Annotated in this window: 10 protein-coding genes; 6 read left to right on the top strand and 4 right to left on the bottom strand. The window is 66.6% G+C overall.

The annotated features are described in order from the left end of the window. The first annotated feature begins 1 nt into the window (after position 1). The 4 genes from ASD86_RS02850 to ASD86_RS02835 all read left to right on the top strand — a co-directional run bounded on the left by ASD86_RS02850 (position 2) and on the right by ASD86_RS02835 (position 6,390). A complete protein-coding gene (locus tag ASD86_RS02850; RefSeq protein WP_056106602.1) occupies positions 2 to 1,591 on the top strand; it encodes an aldehyde dehydrogenase family protein in 1,590 nt (529 codons plus the stop codon). Then, positions 1,588 to 2,802, top strand: a complete 1,215-nt coding sequence (locus tag ASD86_RS02845; RefSeq protein WP_056106600.1) for a Xaa-Pro peptidase family protein — start codon at positions 1,588 to 1,590, stop codon at positions 2,800 to 2,802. Before ASD86_RS02850 ends, ASD86_RS02845 begins: the two co-directional genes overlap by 4 nt. Before the next feature lie 225 nt (positions 2,803 to 3,027). After that, entirely contained in the window at positions 3,028 to 4,386 is a 1,359-nt protein-coding gene (locus tag ASD86_RS02840) for a lipase (protein WP_162253597.1), read from the top strand. Positions 4,387 to 4,557: 171 nt separating this feature from the next. Beyond that, on the top strand, positions 4,558 to 6,390 hold the full coding sequence (locus tag ASD86_RS02835; protein ID WP_056107093.1) for a DUF885 family protein: 1,833 nt from the start codon (positions 4,558 to 4,560) through the stop codon (positions 6,388 to 6,390). 247 nt (positions 6,391 to 6,637) lie between these two features. Here ASD86_RS02835 and ASD86_RS02830 read toward each other — a convergent pair whose 3' ends face one another. The 4 genes from ASD86_RS02830 to ASD86_RS02815 all read right to left on the bottom strand — a co-directional run bounded on the left by ASD86_RS02830 (position 6,638) and on the right by ASD86_RS02815 (position 11,095). Further along, positions 6,638 to 7,366 (bottom strand): hypothetical protein, encoded by a 729-nt coding sequence (locus tag ASD86_RS02830; protein WP_056107091.1) that lies wholly within the window; start codon positions 7,364 to 7,366, stop codon positions 6,638 to 6,640. Between the two features lie 135 nt (positions 7,367 to 7,501). Beyond that, positions 7,502 to 8,350, bottom strand: coding sequence for a MurR/RpiR family transcriptional regulator (locus ASD86_RS02825; RefSeq protein WP_056106596.1), 849 nt, complete (start codon positions 8,348 to 8,350; stop codon positions 7,502 to 7,504). A 101-nt stretch (positions 8,351 to 8,451) separates the two neighbouring features. After that, entirely contained in the window at positions 8,452 to 9,558 is a 1,107-nt protein-coding gene (locus ASD86_RS02820) for a dipeptide epimerase (RefSeq protein WP_036113525.1), read from the bottom strand. Positions 9,559 to 9,679: 121 nt separating this feature from the next. Beyond that, positions 9,680 to 11,095 (bottom strand): SH3 domain-containing protein, encoded by a 1,416-nt coding sequence (locus ASD86_RS02815; protein WP_056106594.1) that lies wholly within the window; start codon positions 11,093 to 11,095, stop codon positions 9,680 to 9,682. A 325-nt stretch (positions 11,096 to 11,420) separates the two neighbouring features. On the opposite strand from ASD86_RS02815, the gene ASD86_RS02810 reads away from it, so the two are divergent. Both ASD86_RS02810 and ASD86_RS02805 read left to right on the top strand, forming a co-directional pair. After that, positions 11,421 to 12,962, top strand: coding sequence for a transglutaminase-like domain-containing protein (locus ASD86_RS02810; RefSeq protein WP_235567641.1), 1,542 nt, complete (start codon positions 11,421 to 11,423; stop codon positions 12,960 to 12,962). Positions 12,963 to 13,007: 45 nt separating this feature from the next. Beyond that, positions 13,008 to 15,980, top strand: a complete 2,973-nt coding sequence (locus ASD86_RS02805; protein ID WP_056106590.1) for a TonB-dependent receptor — start codon at positions 13,008 to 13,010, stop codon at positions 15,978 to 15,980. Positions 15,981 to 15,986: the final 6 nt, after the last annotated feature.

Below are 15,986 nucleotides of genomic sequence, written 5' to 3'. Positions count from 1 at the left end.
GATGAGCGCGCGCTCGCCGGTTTTGATCGAGGGCCGCTGGCAGGCATCGCGCGATGCCGGCGGCGATTTCCGCGCCTTCGATCCGACGCTCGGCGAAGCGGTCGGACCGATGTTTCCGATATCCGGCGCGGGCGATGTCGAGGCCGCGCTGGCCTCGGCCGCGGCGGTCGCCGACGAACTGGCCGCGTGCGATCCGCAGCAAATCGTCGACTTCCTCGATGCGTATGCGTTGGCGATCGAGCACGACGCGGCCGATCTGGTCGCGCTCGCGCATCTGGAAACCGCGTTGCCGATCGAGCCGCGCCTGGCCAAGGTCGAACTGCCGCGCACCACTGGGCAGTTGCGCCAGGCCGCGCGCGCGGTACGCGAGCGTTCCTGGACCCAGCCGACGATCGATACCGCCGCGGGCCTGCGCAGCCATCTGGCGCCGCTGCACAAGCCGGTGCTGGTGTTCGGGCCGAACAATTTTCCGTTCGCCTTCAACGCGGTGGCCGGCAGCGATTTCGCTTCGGCGATCGCGGCGCGCAACCCGGTGATCGCCAAGGTCCATCCCTCGCATCCGGCGACCAGCCAGCGTCTGGCCGAACTCGCGCATCGCGCATTGACCCAGGCCGGCTTGCCGGCCGCGACCTTGCAGGTGCTGTATCACCTGCCGCCCGAACTGGGCCTGCAACTAGCCGGTGACGCGCGTCTGGGCGCGCTGGCGTTCACCGGCAGTCGGCGCGCCGGATTGGCGTTGAAGGCGGCGGCGGATGCGGCCGGGGTGCCGGCGTATCTGGAACTGTCGAGCATCAACCCGGTGTTCGTGCTGCCCGGCGCCTTGCGCGAACGCGGCGCGGCATTGGCGCAGGAGTTCTTCGCGTCCTGCACGATGGGTGCCGGCCAGTTCTGCACCAATCCCGGGGTCGTGGTGGTCGCGCGCGGCGAACTCGGCGATGCCTTCGTCGACGCGGCCGCGGCCTTGTTCGCGCAGGCACCGACCGGGGTGTTGTTTTCGCAAGGCGTGGCCGATCACTTCGGCGAATCGACGGCGCAATGGCGGGCGGCCGGCGCGAGCCTGGTCGGCGGCGGCGCCGAATCGACCGGCGCGGGTTATCGGGTGCAACCGGCGCTGTGGTCGGTCGACGCAGAAGCCTTCATCGCCGATGCGCGCCTGCGCGGCGAGGCGTTCGGGCCGGCCAGCCTGATCGTGCGCACGCGCGACGATTACTACGACATGTTGTCGATCGCGCAAAACCTGGAAGGCAATCTGACCGCGACGATCTATGCCTCGGGCGACGATTCATACGTGCAAGCCGCATTGGCCGCGCGACTGCGGCCGCGCGTTGGACGGCTAATCGGCAACCGTATGCCGACCGGAGTCGCGGTCAGCGCGGCGATGAATCATGGCGGGCCGTATCCGAGCACCGGCCATCCGGGCTTCACCTCGGTCGGCCTGCCGGCGGCGATCCGCCGCTTCGCCGCGCTGCATTGCTACGATCAGATCGACGATGCATTGCTGCCGCCGGAACTGCGCGATCGCAATCCCGGCGGCGTGGCGCGTTGCATCGACGGACAATGGCGAACGGACGACATCGGAGCATCGGTATGAATCGCGGCGCATCGCAGATCGGCGGCCTGAGCCTGGAGCAGGCGCGCGCTCAACTGAGCCCATGGACGCAGCGCGCGCCGGCGATCGGCGAGCGCGAATACCAGCAGCGCATCGAGCGCGCGCGCGCCTTGCTGCGCGCGAACGGACGCGATGCGCTGTTGATCGGCGCCGGCACGTCGCTGCGTTACTTCACCGGCATCACCTGGGGCGCCAGCGAGCGCCTGGTCGCGATGCTGCTGACCCTGGACGGCGATCCGCTGTTGATCTGCCCGGGGTTCGAAGCCGGCTCGCTCGCCCACGAGCTGAAGATCCCGGCGCAACCGCGATACTGGGAGGAACACGAAGACCCGTACGCATTGGTCGTCGACGGACTGCGCAGCCGCGGCGCGAGCCGGCTGGCGCTGGACCCGGCGGCGGCGTTCGCGATCTTCACCGGCCTGCGCACGGCCGCGCCGACGCTGGAACTCAGCGATGCAAGCATCATCGTCGATGGCTGCCGCGCGGGTAAAACCCCGGCCGAGTTGGCGTTGATGAAACAGGCGACCGCGATGACCCTGCAGGCTCATCGCCTCGCCGCGAGTCTGGCCGACCCCGGCGTTACCACCACCCAACTGCGCCGCTTCATCGACGAAGCGCATCGCGCGTTCGGCGCCGACAACGGCTCGACCTTCTGCATCGTCCAGTTCGGCCAGGCCACCGCGTATCCGCACGGCATTCCCGGCGAACAGACTCTGCGCGAGGGCGAGCTGGTGCTGATCGACACCGGTTGCGCGGTGCAGGGCTATCAGTCCGACATCACCCGCACTTACATCTGTGGACGCGCCGACGCGCAGCAGCAGCGGATCTGGGACCTGGAGCTGGCGGCGCAACAGGCCGCGTTCGCCGCGGTGCGTCCCGGCGTCAGCGGCGAGGCGGTCGATCGCGCCGCGCGCGAGGTGCTCGAACACGGCGGCCTGGGGCCGGATTACCGCTTGCCCGGGCTGCCGCATCGCACCGGTCACGGCTGCGGCATGAGCGTGCATGAAGCGCCGTATCTGGTGCGCGGCAATACGCGCGGACTGGAGCCGGGCAACTGCTGTTCGAACGAGCCGATGATCGTGGTACCCGATCGTTTCGGCGTGCGCCTGGAAGACCATTTCTACGTCACCGAAGACGGCGCGGCCTGGTTCACGCCGCCGTCGCTGGCGATCGATCGGCCGTTCGCGGATTAGTCCGGTTCGGGCGCTCGCGCCTCGACTCGACACAGCGAAGCGAGCGCCTCGGAACCCGCGCGGCGGCTTCGGCGCATCGCCGGCGGCCGATCGCGCTTCTGCGCGCCAGGTCATGGTTTGAGCCAGGCCGCAGGGCCGTCCGGCACGTGCGCCGGCGATCCGGGCCTTGCCAGCCTGTGCATTCCGCCGCACGGCCGGATGCCGTGCGCTACCCAGGAGGTTGGCATGCTCGGCTTCAGATCATCAGACCCAGGCTCGACCCGCGTCGCCGCGATGGAGTCGACGGCGACACTGCGCACGCGATTGCATTGCATCGCCCGTGCCGGCACCCGCATCGCTGCGACGGCGATGTTGTCGCTGGCGATGCTGACCGCGTTGTGCGCGCCGGCATCGGCGACATCAGCGTCGCCGTCGCCGGGCCACGTTGCGAGCGCGCCCAAGCGATTCGATTTGCCGCCGACCACCGGCCCGTACCGCGTCGGCACCGCGATCGTGCATCTGGTCGACCGTTCACGTATCGATCTCTTCGTCGGCGGGCCGCGCGAAATCATGGTGACCATCGCCTATCCGATCCAGCCCCACGCGCAAGGGCCGCGCGCGGCCTGGATCGACCCGGCGCTGGTCGGCGACATCGAAGCGTTGTACGACGATTACGGCTTCGTTCCCGGATCGATCGACTGGGCCGGCGCGCGCCGCCCGGCGATCGAGGGCGCGGCCTTGAAGCCCTCGCCGCGCGGTTGGCCGGTGGTGTTGTTTTCGCCGGGCCTGCAGTTCTTCCGCGAACTCTACAGCGCCTCGGTCGACGACCTGGCCAGTCACGGTTACGTGGTCGCGTCGATGACCCACACCTACGAAGCGTTTTTCGCTGCGTTTCCCGGCGGACGCGTCGCGCGCGGCGTGGAGCTCACCGAAACGGTGGAATCCACCCAGATGTGGCTCGATACCCGCGTCGCCGACAGCCGCTTCGTGCTCGATGCCCTGAGCGCGATGAATCAAGGCCGCAATCCCGACGCCGAACACCGGCGCCTGCCGGCCGGTTTCCGCGGCGGCCTGGATCTGTCGCGGGTGGGTTTCTTCGGCCATTCCTACGGCGGCACCACCGCGGCGGAGACGATGTTCTTCGATCGCCGCTTCGATGCCGGCATCGATTTCGACGGCCGTCTGTCGACCACTTACGGCCCGCCTCAGGATCTGCCTTACGGCCCGACCCGTGCGGCGCGATTCGGTCTCGACAAACCCTTTCTGCTGATGGGCGCGGCCGGTTATTCGCATCGGCCGGTGGGCGAGCAGGATCGCTCGTGGGTCGATTTCTGGAGCAATCAGCGCGGCTGGAAGCGCGAAGTGCAGTTGCCGCTCGGCCTGCATTTCAGCTTCAGCGACTACCCCGCGTTCGTGCCGCGACTAAGCGATGCGGCGCCGGCGGGCTTCCTGCAACTGGCCAACGGCAGCATGCCGGCGGCCGAGTCGGTGGCCGGTTCGCGCGCGTATGTGCGGGCTTTCTTCGATCTGCACCTCAAGCATCGGCCGACCTGGATGTTCGACGCGCCGCATCCGGCGTATCCGAATTTCGAACTGGTGCCGTGAGCGGCCGCGGCGGCGCGACCTCGGTCCGCCGCCGCATCGCCCCCGCATTGCCGCCAGCGGCAGACACTTCAGGCACATCCGCGGCCGCGCGCTTTGCCGCATGATGGCCGACACCCGTCCGCAACCCATCCGAGTCTTGCGATGACCTCGAACCGCTCCCGCTACGCCCGCATGCACCTGTCCGCCGCGCCCTTGGCTGTGTTGACCGCCGCGCTCGCGCTCGGCCTGAACCTGACCCCGGCCGTCGCCGCCGAAGCGACGCCCACGCAGGCCGCCGCCGCCGCGATCACCGCGAGCAGCGAGGCCGCCACGCGCTTCAAGGCGCTGTACACGCGCGAATGGAAGTGGCGTCAGGCCCAGTTCGCCGGCGGCGACGACGAGGACGTGCAGGGTCAGCCGGCCTCGCGCCTGCCCAAGGTCGATCTGGCCACCCAGGCCATGCGCGAGCGTTATTGGGCGCAGGTGATGAGCGAGCTCGACGCGATCGACAAGGCCGCGCTCGGCGACGAGGATCAGGTCAACTACGAAGTGTTCCGCCAGCAGATCCAGAGCCTGCTCGCCAACCAGCGGCTGCGCGACTGGGAAATGCCGTTCAACAGCGACAGCGCGTTCTGGACCAACCTGGGTTTCGGCGCGCGCCGGCCGATTCGCGATGTCGTCGGCTACGAACGCTACATCGGCAAGCTGCGCGACATCCCGCGTTACTTCGACGATCAGATCAGCAACATGCGCGACGGCCTCAAGCGCGGCTACAGCGTGCCGCGGGTGACTCTGACCGGCCGCGACGTGTCGATCAAGGAAGTGGTCGACGCCAAGCTCGAGGACAATCTGCTGTACACCCCGTTCAAGCAGATGCCGGCGAACATTCCCGCGGCCGAACAGGCGCGGCTGCGCGCGCAGGCGGCCAAGGCGATCGACGAATCGGTGCTGCCGGCCTATCGCAAGTTGCTTGCGTTCATGCAGAACGAATACATGCAGCAGGCGCGCACGACTTTGGCGGCCGAGGTGATGCCCGACGGCAAGGCGCTGTACCGCGCGAAGATCCGCGAGTTCACCACGCTGGATCTGTCGCCGGCGGAGATTCACAAGATCGGCGTGGAGGAAGTCGCCAAGATCCGCGCGCAGATGGACGAGACCATCGTCAAGACCGGGTTCAAGGGTACGTTCCCCGAATTCCTGCATTACCTACGCACCGATCCCAAGTTCTATCCCAAGACCGGCGACGAGCTGCTGATGCGCGCTTCGTGGCTGGCCAAGCGCGTCGACGGCGAGATCGGCAACTACATCGGCCTGTTGCCGCGTCAGCGTTTCGCGATCCGTCCGGTGCCGCCGGATCTGGCGCCGTTCTACACCGCCGGCCGTGGCGGTCGCGACGTGTACCTGCTCAACACCTACGACCTGCCGTCGCGCCCGCTGTTCAATCTGCCGGCGCTGACCTTGCACGAATCCTCGCCGGGTCATTCGCTGCAGACCTCGCTCGCGGCCGAGCACGAAGGCCTGCCGGATTTCCGCCGTTACACCTATATCTCCGCCTACGGCGAGGGTTGGGCCTTGTACTCGGAGAAACTCGGCATCGAGATGGGGCTGTACGACACGCCCTACGATTACTTCGGTTACCTGACTTATCAGATGTGGCGCGCGAGCCGGCTGGTGGTCGACACCGGCATCCATCACCTGGGCTGGACGCGCGAACAGGCGCAGGCGTTCCTGCGCGACAACACCGCGCTGAGCGAGCACGAGATCGAGACCGAGGTGGATCGTTACATCGGCTGGCCGGGGCAGGCGCTGTCGTATTACCTGGGCGAGATGAGCATCGTGCGGTCGCGGGAAAAGGCCGAGAAGGCCTTGGGATCGGATTTCGATATCCGCGCGTTCCACGACGCGATCCTGGCGCTGGGTTCGGTGCCGTTGCCGGTGCTGGAGCGGCGGGTGGATCGGTTTATCGAGGAGAGCCGGGCCAAGGCTGCGGAGAAGAAGGCGGGCAAGGGTAAGGCTGCCTCTTGAGGCGAAGCGGGCCGCGAGTTCGGCATCGTGCCTGCGTCGCCGGGCGCGGTGTCGCGGTCGCGGCTCGCGCCGCTCCTACAGGTAGTGGGTTGCGGCTGCGTATCCGACTGTAGGAGCGGCGCAAGCCGCGACCGCGCCATCGCGCTGACGATGAACCAACGACCCGGCGGTGATGCCGCAATCGCAGCTCACGATCGAAGAAAGAATTCGCGGCGTCGCGCCTGAAAACGATAACCCGCGTGGCTCATCACCCATCCGCCTGCGGCGGCAACCCCCACGACTTCCACAGCTTTTGATACTCCGCCCGCGGCAACAGCACGAACACCGGCTGCGCCTGCGGCCGCAACCACGCCAGCAACTGGCTCATGCGCGCATCATCCATCGCGGTGCAGCCGGCGGTGGTTTCGCCGGGCGCTTTCCACAGGTGGGCGAAGATGCAGCTGCCCGCGCCGGGCACGCGAGAGGCGTTGTGCTCGATCACGAAGCCTTGGCGATAACGTTGATCGCCGTCGGCGTGCAGGTCGCGGCGCATCGGTTCGGTCGAGCCTTCGATCGCGGCCGCGCCGACCTCGTCGGCATCGACGATGCGGTTGTACAGCGGCGACTGGCTGACATCGATGCAGTAATCCGACGCGCTCATCGCCGCATAGGGCAGGGCGGTGGCGACATCGTCGGCGTAACCGAACGCGGTGCCGATGCGGAACATCCCGGCCGGCGCGCGGCCGTCGCCTTCGCGCTTGCTCGGTCCGTCGGTCTGCGGCGCGTGCAGGCCTAAACCCCAGGCCGAACCGGCACGGCCGATGGTGACCGCGGCGGCGTCGCCGACCGCGTGCCATTGCCCGCCCGCGCGTTCGAAGCGCTGCATCCGACCCTGGTTCGCGTCCCAGTCGGCGGTGGTGACGAGCACGAGTTGCTGCGCCTGCGCCGGACCGTCGGGGACTTGGTCGGTGCGCAGGCCGGTGCAGGCGGTGGTCATGGCGGCGGCTATCGCGAACAGGGCGAGGTGGAAGTATCGGCGCAGGCCCTTCGCCGCGTTCGCCGCGTCGTTCGATCGGTGCAGCGTGTCGATCCCGCCCATGTCGCGTCCTCGCTGGCCATCGCATCCCCGCGCTCAGGTATCGAGCATGTCCTGGATGCGTTCGGCGTTGCTGTCGAGCTGGCTCAGGCGGCCCTGACCGCGTTCGCACAGCAGAATGAAGATCAGGTCGAGCAGGTGCTGCAGCGCCGACTGGTACAGCAGCGGCTCGACATGCGCGCGCTCGTCGTGCGCCGACACCAGCAGCGAGAAATCCGCATGCGCGCGCAGCGGGTTGGGCGTGTGCCGGGTCACCGACACGACCTTGCCGCCGGCTTCGCCGAAGGTCCGCGCCAGATGGCATAGCGAGGTCAGCTTGCCCTGCTCGGAGAACACCAACAGCACGTCGTCGGCGCTCGCGGTCGCGGTGCTCGCGGCCATCAGCACCGGATCGAAATGGTGGACGCTGAGGATACCGATCATCGCCAGCTTCATCGCCAGTGCGCGCGCCGGAATGCCGTCCTCGCCCAGGCCGATGATGAAGACACGGCGCGCGTCCTGGATCAGTTCGGCGATCGCGTCGATGCGATCGGGCGGATTGATCAGCCGGGTTTCCTCCTCGGCGCGGGCCTTGCCGTGCCACAGACGCTCGGCCAGGGCGGCATGCGGATCGCTCGGCGCGGCCACGGCGGCGCCGTTGTCGTCGTGGCCGTCGCCGCGCGCGACCGCCTCGCCGATCGAATACTTGAGGTCCGGATAGCCCTTGAAACCGAGCTTCTGGCTGAACTTGACCACGCTGGACTGGCTGATGCCGAGCGCGTTGGCCAACTGCTGCGAGGAGTAGTCGCGCAGCAGGTGCGCGTTCTCCAGCAGGTAGTCGGCGATGCGGCGCTCGATCGCCGACATCTGGTCGCGTTCTGAGCGGATCTTGAGCAGTGGCGACATCGGCAGGGGTCCGGTCCCGGGCGCGGCGGAAGGCTACAGCGTAGCCGGCTTCACGGCCGGCCGCGCGAGGGCTTCGCGAGAGCCGGCCGCGGCGAGCATGCTCAGGCGGCGCTCGCGGTCAGCGGTTCGAGCCCGCGGATTTCGCGGATGCCCAGGCCCGGGGCATCGGTCACGGTTATTTCGGACTCGTTGAAGATCACCCCGCCGTCGACCGGGTTGAACGCGCACAGCGACGGTCCGTCGAGGTCGACCTTGGTGATCACGTTCGACTTGGCCACCGCCAGATGCACCGCGGCGGCGACCGAGATGGACGTCTCGATCATGCAGCCGATCATGCATTCGACTCCGTACATCGCGCAGATGTCGGCGATCTGGATCGCCTTGGACAGGCCGCCGGTCTTCATCAGCTTGATGTTGATGATGTCGGCCGCGCGCATGCGGATCAGGTCGATCACCTCGGCCGGGCCGAACACGCTTTCGTCGGCCATGATCGGGGTGTGGACGCGATCGGTGACGTATTTCATCCCGTCCAGGTCCTGCGCCTTGACCGGTTGCTCGACCAGTTCCAGCCGCACGCCCGCGTCTTCCAGCGTCTGCAGCGCGTACACCGCCTGTTTCGCGGTCCAGCCCTGGTTGGCGTCCAGGCGCAGCAACGCGCGGCCCTCGACCGCGGCGTAGATCGCCTTGACCCGTTCGATGTCGACGCCGATGTCCTTGCCGACTTTGATCTTCAGCGATTCGAAGCCGCGATCGACCGCGGCGATCGAGTCGGCGACCATCTTCTCGATGTAGTCGACGCTGATGGTCAGGTCGGTGGTGATGACCGGATCGCCGCCGCCGAGCATCTTGTACAGCGGCGCGCCGTACAACTGGCCCCACAGATCGTAGACCGCGATCTCGACCGCGGCCTTCGCGCTGGAGTTTTTTTCCAACGAGCCCTGGATCAGCCCGGTGATGCGGTTGAGGTTGGCGATCTCCTGGCCGATCAGGCGTGGGGATATGAACTTGCGGATCGCTTCCACGATCGAGCCGTGGGTGTCGCCGGTGATCACCGCGGTGGCCGGCGCCTCGCCGTATCCGACGTGTCCGGTGTCGGTGTGGATGGTGATGACGATGTCCTCGACCGTGTCGACCGTGCGTAGCGCGGTCTTGAACGGGGTCTTGAGCGGGACCCGCAGCATGCCGAATCGGATGTCGGTGATCTTCATGTGGTCGTTGGCTTGGCTTGTTTCATCGTGATTCGGTGATGGGAGCGCGGCGGGCCGGGCGGAGTTCGATCGACCCGATGAGGCGAACACGGCGCTGCGGTCGCGGGCATGCAGTGTCGCCTCAAGGACGTATACGTTGAATGCTGGTGATCCGGTCCACGGTCGGCTGCTCGCGGTTGAACAGCAGCGGCACCAGCGGGGTCACCGACACGCCGTTGAGATGGACCCGCGCCAGTTCGCCGGTGCGGTCGCGGAAGGTGATGCCGGTGGTGTCGTGGATCACGTACGGCCAGCCGTCTTCGTGGCCGACCACCATCATGACGTGGCCGGGGATGTAGATCAGATCGCCGACTTCCAGGGTCTTGACGATCTTCAGCCGTTCCTCATGGCTCAGGCCTTCGGCGAGATCGATGCGGTTATAGGCCGGGCTGACCGCCTGGTCGCGAGTGTTGCGCGGCAGTTGCACGCCGAAGCTGCGGTAGATCTCGGAGACGAAACCGCTGCAATCGCGGGTGTTGTACGAATGGCCCCAGCCGTAGCGTTCGCCGAAGAACTTGAAGCCCTGGCGCACGAGGTTGGCCTGGGTCAGCGGCAGATAATCGGCCGAGGTGTCGGCGGCGCGCGGCAGCAGCGCGGGAGAGAATTGCAGGCGGCCTTGATCGTCGCGGTACGGCAGCTCGATCACGTGCGAGGCGTAGTGATGTTGGCCGTTGACCGGCTTGTCGCTGGGCCAGTCGGCGAGCAGCGGCACGCGCACGCCCATTTCCAGCTGCACGTCGGACACGCCGGGTTGCTCGGGCGTGTGCACGGTGCGCGCGCTCGCGCCGGTCACCACCAGATACGGGGTCTTGCGGGTGTAGTCGAAGATCGCCGCCTTCGCGCCTTCGGCGATGCGGTCCTTCTCGACCCAAGCCGCGTACAGCGGGCTGACCACGAACCAGTACTTGCCATCCTTGCTGGCATGCACGATCGCCACCGGTGTGCCGGGAAACAATGCGCTTTCCTGGAACCGGTCGATGTCGCTGTCGCCCTTGGCGTTGAACACGCGCAATCGGGTCGGGAAGGTGCGCAGGTCGGCGCGGCGCACGACCATGCCGTAGCGCGTGGCCTGCTCGGCGGGAATCGTATCCAGCGCGAGGTTGTCGCCGAGCGCGGCGAGGGTGGCGGCGGGGATTTCCTCGCCGCGTTCGTCGTACAGGGTTTCCTCGCGCGGCTGCGACATCGCCTCGATCCACTCACGCACCTGCGCCCGGGTCAGGCGCGCGGGCAGATGCTCGATGTCGTGCACCGATGCATCGAGTTCATGCAGGCGTTTGTTTTGCGCGGCGATCGCTCGCGGGTCGAGGATCGTCGCGTCGGGCTTGCTCTGTTGGCGAATCCAGTAGTCGGCGTTCAATTGCCCCTCCTCGATGCCGATCACGCCGGTAGCTGGAATGCCCGAGGCGGGAGCGGCGGTCGCGCTGCGGGCGAGGGCGCAGGCCGGCAACAGCAAGACCGCGCCCAGGCATGCGGCGGCGATGCATATCGCGATGCTCACGCCTGAACGCGGTGCTGCACTGCAGCGAACGAACGCGCTCGCGACACCGCGATGGCTGCGGGCGATTACGCCGAGGTTGCGGCTTGAAGCGGTACCCATCGCGTCATGCTCCGGCGGCTGCGCGGCACGGCCGCGCGCCGTCACAGGCTCGATGCCGGTCGTCCGGCACCGACCCGGTCGCGCACGGGGCGCCAGCGGGTCGAACCGCAGAATACATACTTCCTTGGAAAAATAGATAGGGAATAATTTATTGACCACCTGTGCCACTCATGTTACACAGCCATGAACCGATGGCCCCGCATGGGTGACACCAGGTATGGATCCCGTGACTGACCTGCTGTTTATCGCTCCCCGTGCGCGGGCCATCGTCTCGTTTTCGCGGCGCGGGCGCGCGGCCGCGCTCGCGCTCGGGCTGATCTTCGCGCTGCCGGCGCTGGTGCTGAGCACGCAGATCGGTTCGGTGCATGCACAGGAACAACGCCGCGACGCCGACGAACGCCTCGCCGCGATCGTGTCCTTGATCGACGTCGGCCACTTCGAAGGCGCACGCGCCGGCATCGCCCAGGCGCGCGCGCGGCCGAATCTGGATGCCGACCAGCGCCGCGCGCTCGACGAGCAAGTCGAACGCATGCGTCGCATCCGTCTGGATTTCACCCTCGACGAAGCCCAGGCCAAGGCCAAGCTGCGCGAACAGATCCCGGATATGCGCGATGCCGAGTTCGATGAGTGGGATCGGCGAGGCTTGCTCGAATACATGATCATCGACGGCGACAAGCGCTACTTTCAGCGCGCGCCGTCGAACCTGTTCCGGCTCGACGCCGCCGCGCTGGCGCGTCGCAAGCCGGGCGCCAAGCCGCTCAGCGTCGGGCCGATGGAAACCTTGAACGCGCATCAGGCCGAAGTGCGCGACGGCGCGATCCGCGACGGCTTGGGCTACGCCGCGCCGCGGCGGGTGCGCGTCACCCAGTCGCTGACGGTGAATGCCGATGCGGTGCCGGCCGGCAAGATGCTGCGCGCCTGGCTGCCGTATCCGCGCGCGTTGCCGCATCAGCAGGAAGCCATTCGCTTTATCAACAGCACGCCGGCCACGCATACGATCGCGCCCGAGTCGACCGCGATGCGCACCGTCTATATGCAGCAGGTCGCCAAGGCCGGGCAGCCGGCCCGATTCGAAACCAGTTACGAACTCACCGTATTCGGCCAGTACCGCGTCATCGACCCGGACAAGGTCGTGCCCGCGCCGATCAACGACGCTACACGCGATCATCTCGGCGAACGCCCACCGCACATCGTCTACACCGATGCGCTGCGCAAGTTCTCGCGCGAGGTGGTCGGCGACGAAACCAATCCGTATCGGATCGCGCAGAAACTTTATGCCGCGGTCGACCGCATCCCGTGGGCCGGCGCGCGCGAGTATTCGACCATTTCCAACATCTCCGACTACGCCCTGCACGCCGGCCATGCCGACTGCGGGCAGCAGACCTTGCTGCTGATGACCCTGCTGCGTCTCAACGGCATCCCGGCGCGCTGGCAGTCGGGTTGGGTGTTCGGCGACAACGGCTACACCAACATGCACGACTGGGCCTGGATGTACCTGGCGCCGTACGGCTGGGTGCCGGTGGACGTGACCACCGGCCGCTTCGATTCGCCCGATTCGCAACTGGCGAATTTCTATTTCGGCGGATTCGATGCGTATCGGATCGCCTACAACGACGACTACGGCCGGCAGTTTGTTCCGGCCAAGCGGCACGAACGTTCCGAAACGGTGGACTCGCAACGCGGCGAGGTCGAGTGGGAAGGGGGAAATCTCTACTTCGACCAATGGGATTACGACTACAGCGCGCAAGTGCTGACGACGAAGGACTAAGCGTCGGCGGCAGCGCTCAACATCATTCTGGGGAGGCAGTACGCAATGAAAGGCAAGACCTTGGGTAAGTCCGCACTGTGCATGGCGATGGGGATCTGCCTTGCTTCGATGGCGGTGCAGCCGGCCTTGGCCGCCAACACCGACGGCTCGCTGGCCGGCCGGGTGGCCGCCGGCGCCGAAGTGACGGTGCGCAGCGTCGACACCGGTTTCACCCGCACGGTCAAGGCCGATGCGAACGGCAACTACCGCTTCCCGTTCCTGCCGATCGGCACCTACCAATTGCAGGCGAGCAAGGACGGCGCCGCGGTCGGCGCGCCGATCGAGGTCGTGGTCAGCCTGGGCAACGAAGCCAACATCAACCTCGGCGATGCGACCAACCTCGGCGCGGTGCAGGTGATCGGCACGCGGGTGATCTCGCCGGTGGACGTGCGCTCGACCGAGTCGGCGACCAACGTGACCAAGGCCGAGATCGAACGCATCCCGGTCGGCCGCGACGCGCAGTCGGTGGCCTTGCTGGCGCCGGGCGTGATCCAGGGCCAGTACGGCGGCGCTTCCTTCGGCGGCTCCTCGGTGTCGGAGAACGCGGTCTACATCAACGGCCTCAACGTCACCGACTTCTACAAGCGGGTCGGGTTCTCCTCGGTGCCGTTCGGCTTCTTCAAGGAATTCCAGGTCAAGACCGGCGGTTACTCGGTCGAGTTCGGCCGCACCACCGGCGGCGTGATCAACGCGGTCACCCAGTCGGGCACCAACGAGTTCAAGTACGGCGCCGAGCTGGTATGGGAACCCAAGTCGCTGCAGTCGAAGGGCGAAAACCATTACGACCGCGACGGCGATCCGTTCCGCATACGCAGCCACGACCAGTACGACCGCGCCAATCTCAATGTCCATGCGTCCGGCCCGATCGTGAAGGACAAGCTGTTCTTCTATGCGATGTACGAGTTCCGCGACTACCAGCCCGAGAACACCAACGACGCCGGCAGCACGTTCTTCAAGGGCAAGTCGGACAAAGGGTTCTGGGGCACCAAGCTGGACTGGCAGATCAGCGACAAGCATCTGCTCGAATTCCTGGCCTTCTCCGACAAGAACGAAACCACCACCGACAACTACCAGTTCGACCTGGCCAACGGCCGCCGCGGCAATCGCATCAACACCCAGTTCAACGAGGCCGGCGGCACCAACTGGGCGCTGACCTACACCGGCTACCTCACCGAGAACTTCTCGATGAAGGCGTTGTACGGCGAGAACAAGCGCGACCGCATCCAGAGCAGCCAGAACGACCTGGAGTGCGACGCGGTGCAGGATCGCCGGGTGTCGGGCCTGCCGCAGATCGGCTGCGTGTCCTCGGCGCTGATCGAACAGGGCCTGGACAAGCGCGAGGCCGCGCGCCTGGATTTCGAATGGCAACTCGGCGATCACCTGCTGCGCTTTGGCCTGGACCGCGAGGTCAACACCTCCGACAACGAGAGCTTCTACCCCGGCCCGTCGCGCAAGTTCTTCCAGATCTACTCGACCACGCCGGGCACGACCATCGAGAACGGCGGGGCGGTGCCGGCCGGAGTCAACGCCTACGTGCGCGCGCGCCAGCAGGAAGTCAGCGGCACGTTTGAGTCGATCAACTCGGCTTATTACATCGAAGACAACTGGCAGATCACCCCGGACTTCATGCTCAACGCCGGCGTGCGCATGGAAGGCTTCGACAACAAGGACGGCGAGGGCAACACCTACATCAAGATCGACGACATGCTCGCGCCGCGCCTGGGCTTCTCCTGGGACTTCAACGGCGACGGCCGCTCCAAGATCTTCGGCAACGTGGGCCGCTATTACCTGCCGATCGTCAACCAGATCAACGTCAAGCAGGCCGGTGCCTTCCTCGATGAGCGCACCTACTACGCGCTGGCCGGGCTTGAGGCGTTCGAGAAGAACGGATCGACCTATTACCGGCCGGTCCTAGGCCAGCAGATCGGCCCGGTCGACAACAGCCAGGGCGACGGCAGCGTCGGCGACCTGCGCAGCGAAGTCGACGCCGACATCGATCCGGTCTACCAGGACGAAGCCATCCTCGGTTATCAGTCGATGATCGACGAGACCTGGTCGTGGGGCGTGCGCGGCATCTACCGGCGCCTGCACAACGCCATCGACGATATGGAGATCACCTCCAACGGCATCCTGTGCAACGGCTCGCCCGGCGAGATCGGCTATGTGATGGGCAATCCCGGCAAGTCGGTGAAGCTGTACACCGATACCAACTGCGACGGCATCAACGACGGTTACGTCAACATCGACACCTCGCGCGCCGGTTGGGCCCTGTACGACGCCGACGGCAACTATGTCGGCGAGCGCGGCTGGGTCAAGCCAAAGCGTACTTATCGCGCGCTGGAGTTCATGCTCGATCGCGCCTGGGACGACAAGTGGGCGTTCAACGCGTCGTACACGTGGTCCAAGAGCGAGGGCAATGCCGAAGGCCCGTCGAATTCCGACTTCGGTTTCGACAACACCGGCCGCACCGAGTCGTTCGACAATCCGTTCGTGAACTTGAACGGCGACGGCCCGCTGCCGAACGACCGCCGTCACCAGATCAAGCTGCGCGGCGCGTATGCGATCAACGACAACTGGTCGGTCGGCGCGACCTTGAACGCGCAGTCGGGCCGGCCGATCAACGCCTTCGGCAAGGGCAGCCCGTTCGACGGCACCAGCTACCACAGCTTCTATGTGTGCGTGGCCAACTGCCAGGCCGACAACTTCGCCGAGCGCACCTACGAGCTGCGCCGCCGCGGTTCGGGCGGGCGCACGCCGTGGATCTTCGACATGGGCGCCAGCCTGAGCTATCAGCAGCAGTTCGCCCAGGCCAATCTGCGGGTCAAGCTGGCGGTGTACAACCTGCTCAACCAGCAGCGCAGGATCGAAGTCGACGACGAGTACGAACAGGACATCGGCTTCAAGAACCCGCAGTACCTGTACGGCACTGGCTATCAGTCGCCGCGCTACGCCCAGTTGACCGTGTCCGTGGATTTCTGAGCACCC

The organism is Lysobacter sp. Root690 (assembly GCF_001427785.1).
GTDB lineage: Bacteria > Pseudomonadota > Gammaproteobacteria > Xanthomonadales > Xanthomonadaceae > Lysobacter.
Note: the sequence above shows the minus strand (reverse complement) of the source record. Positions and strands in the feature narration are given on the sequence as shown.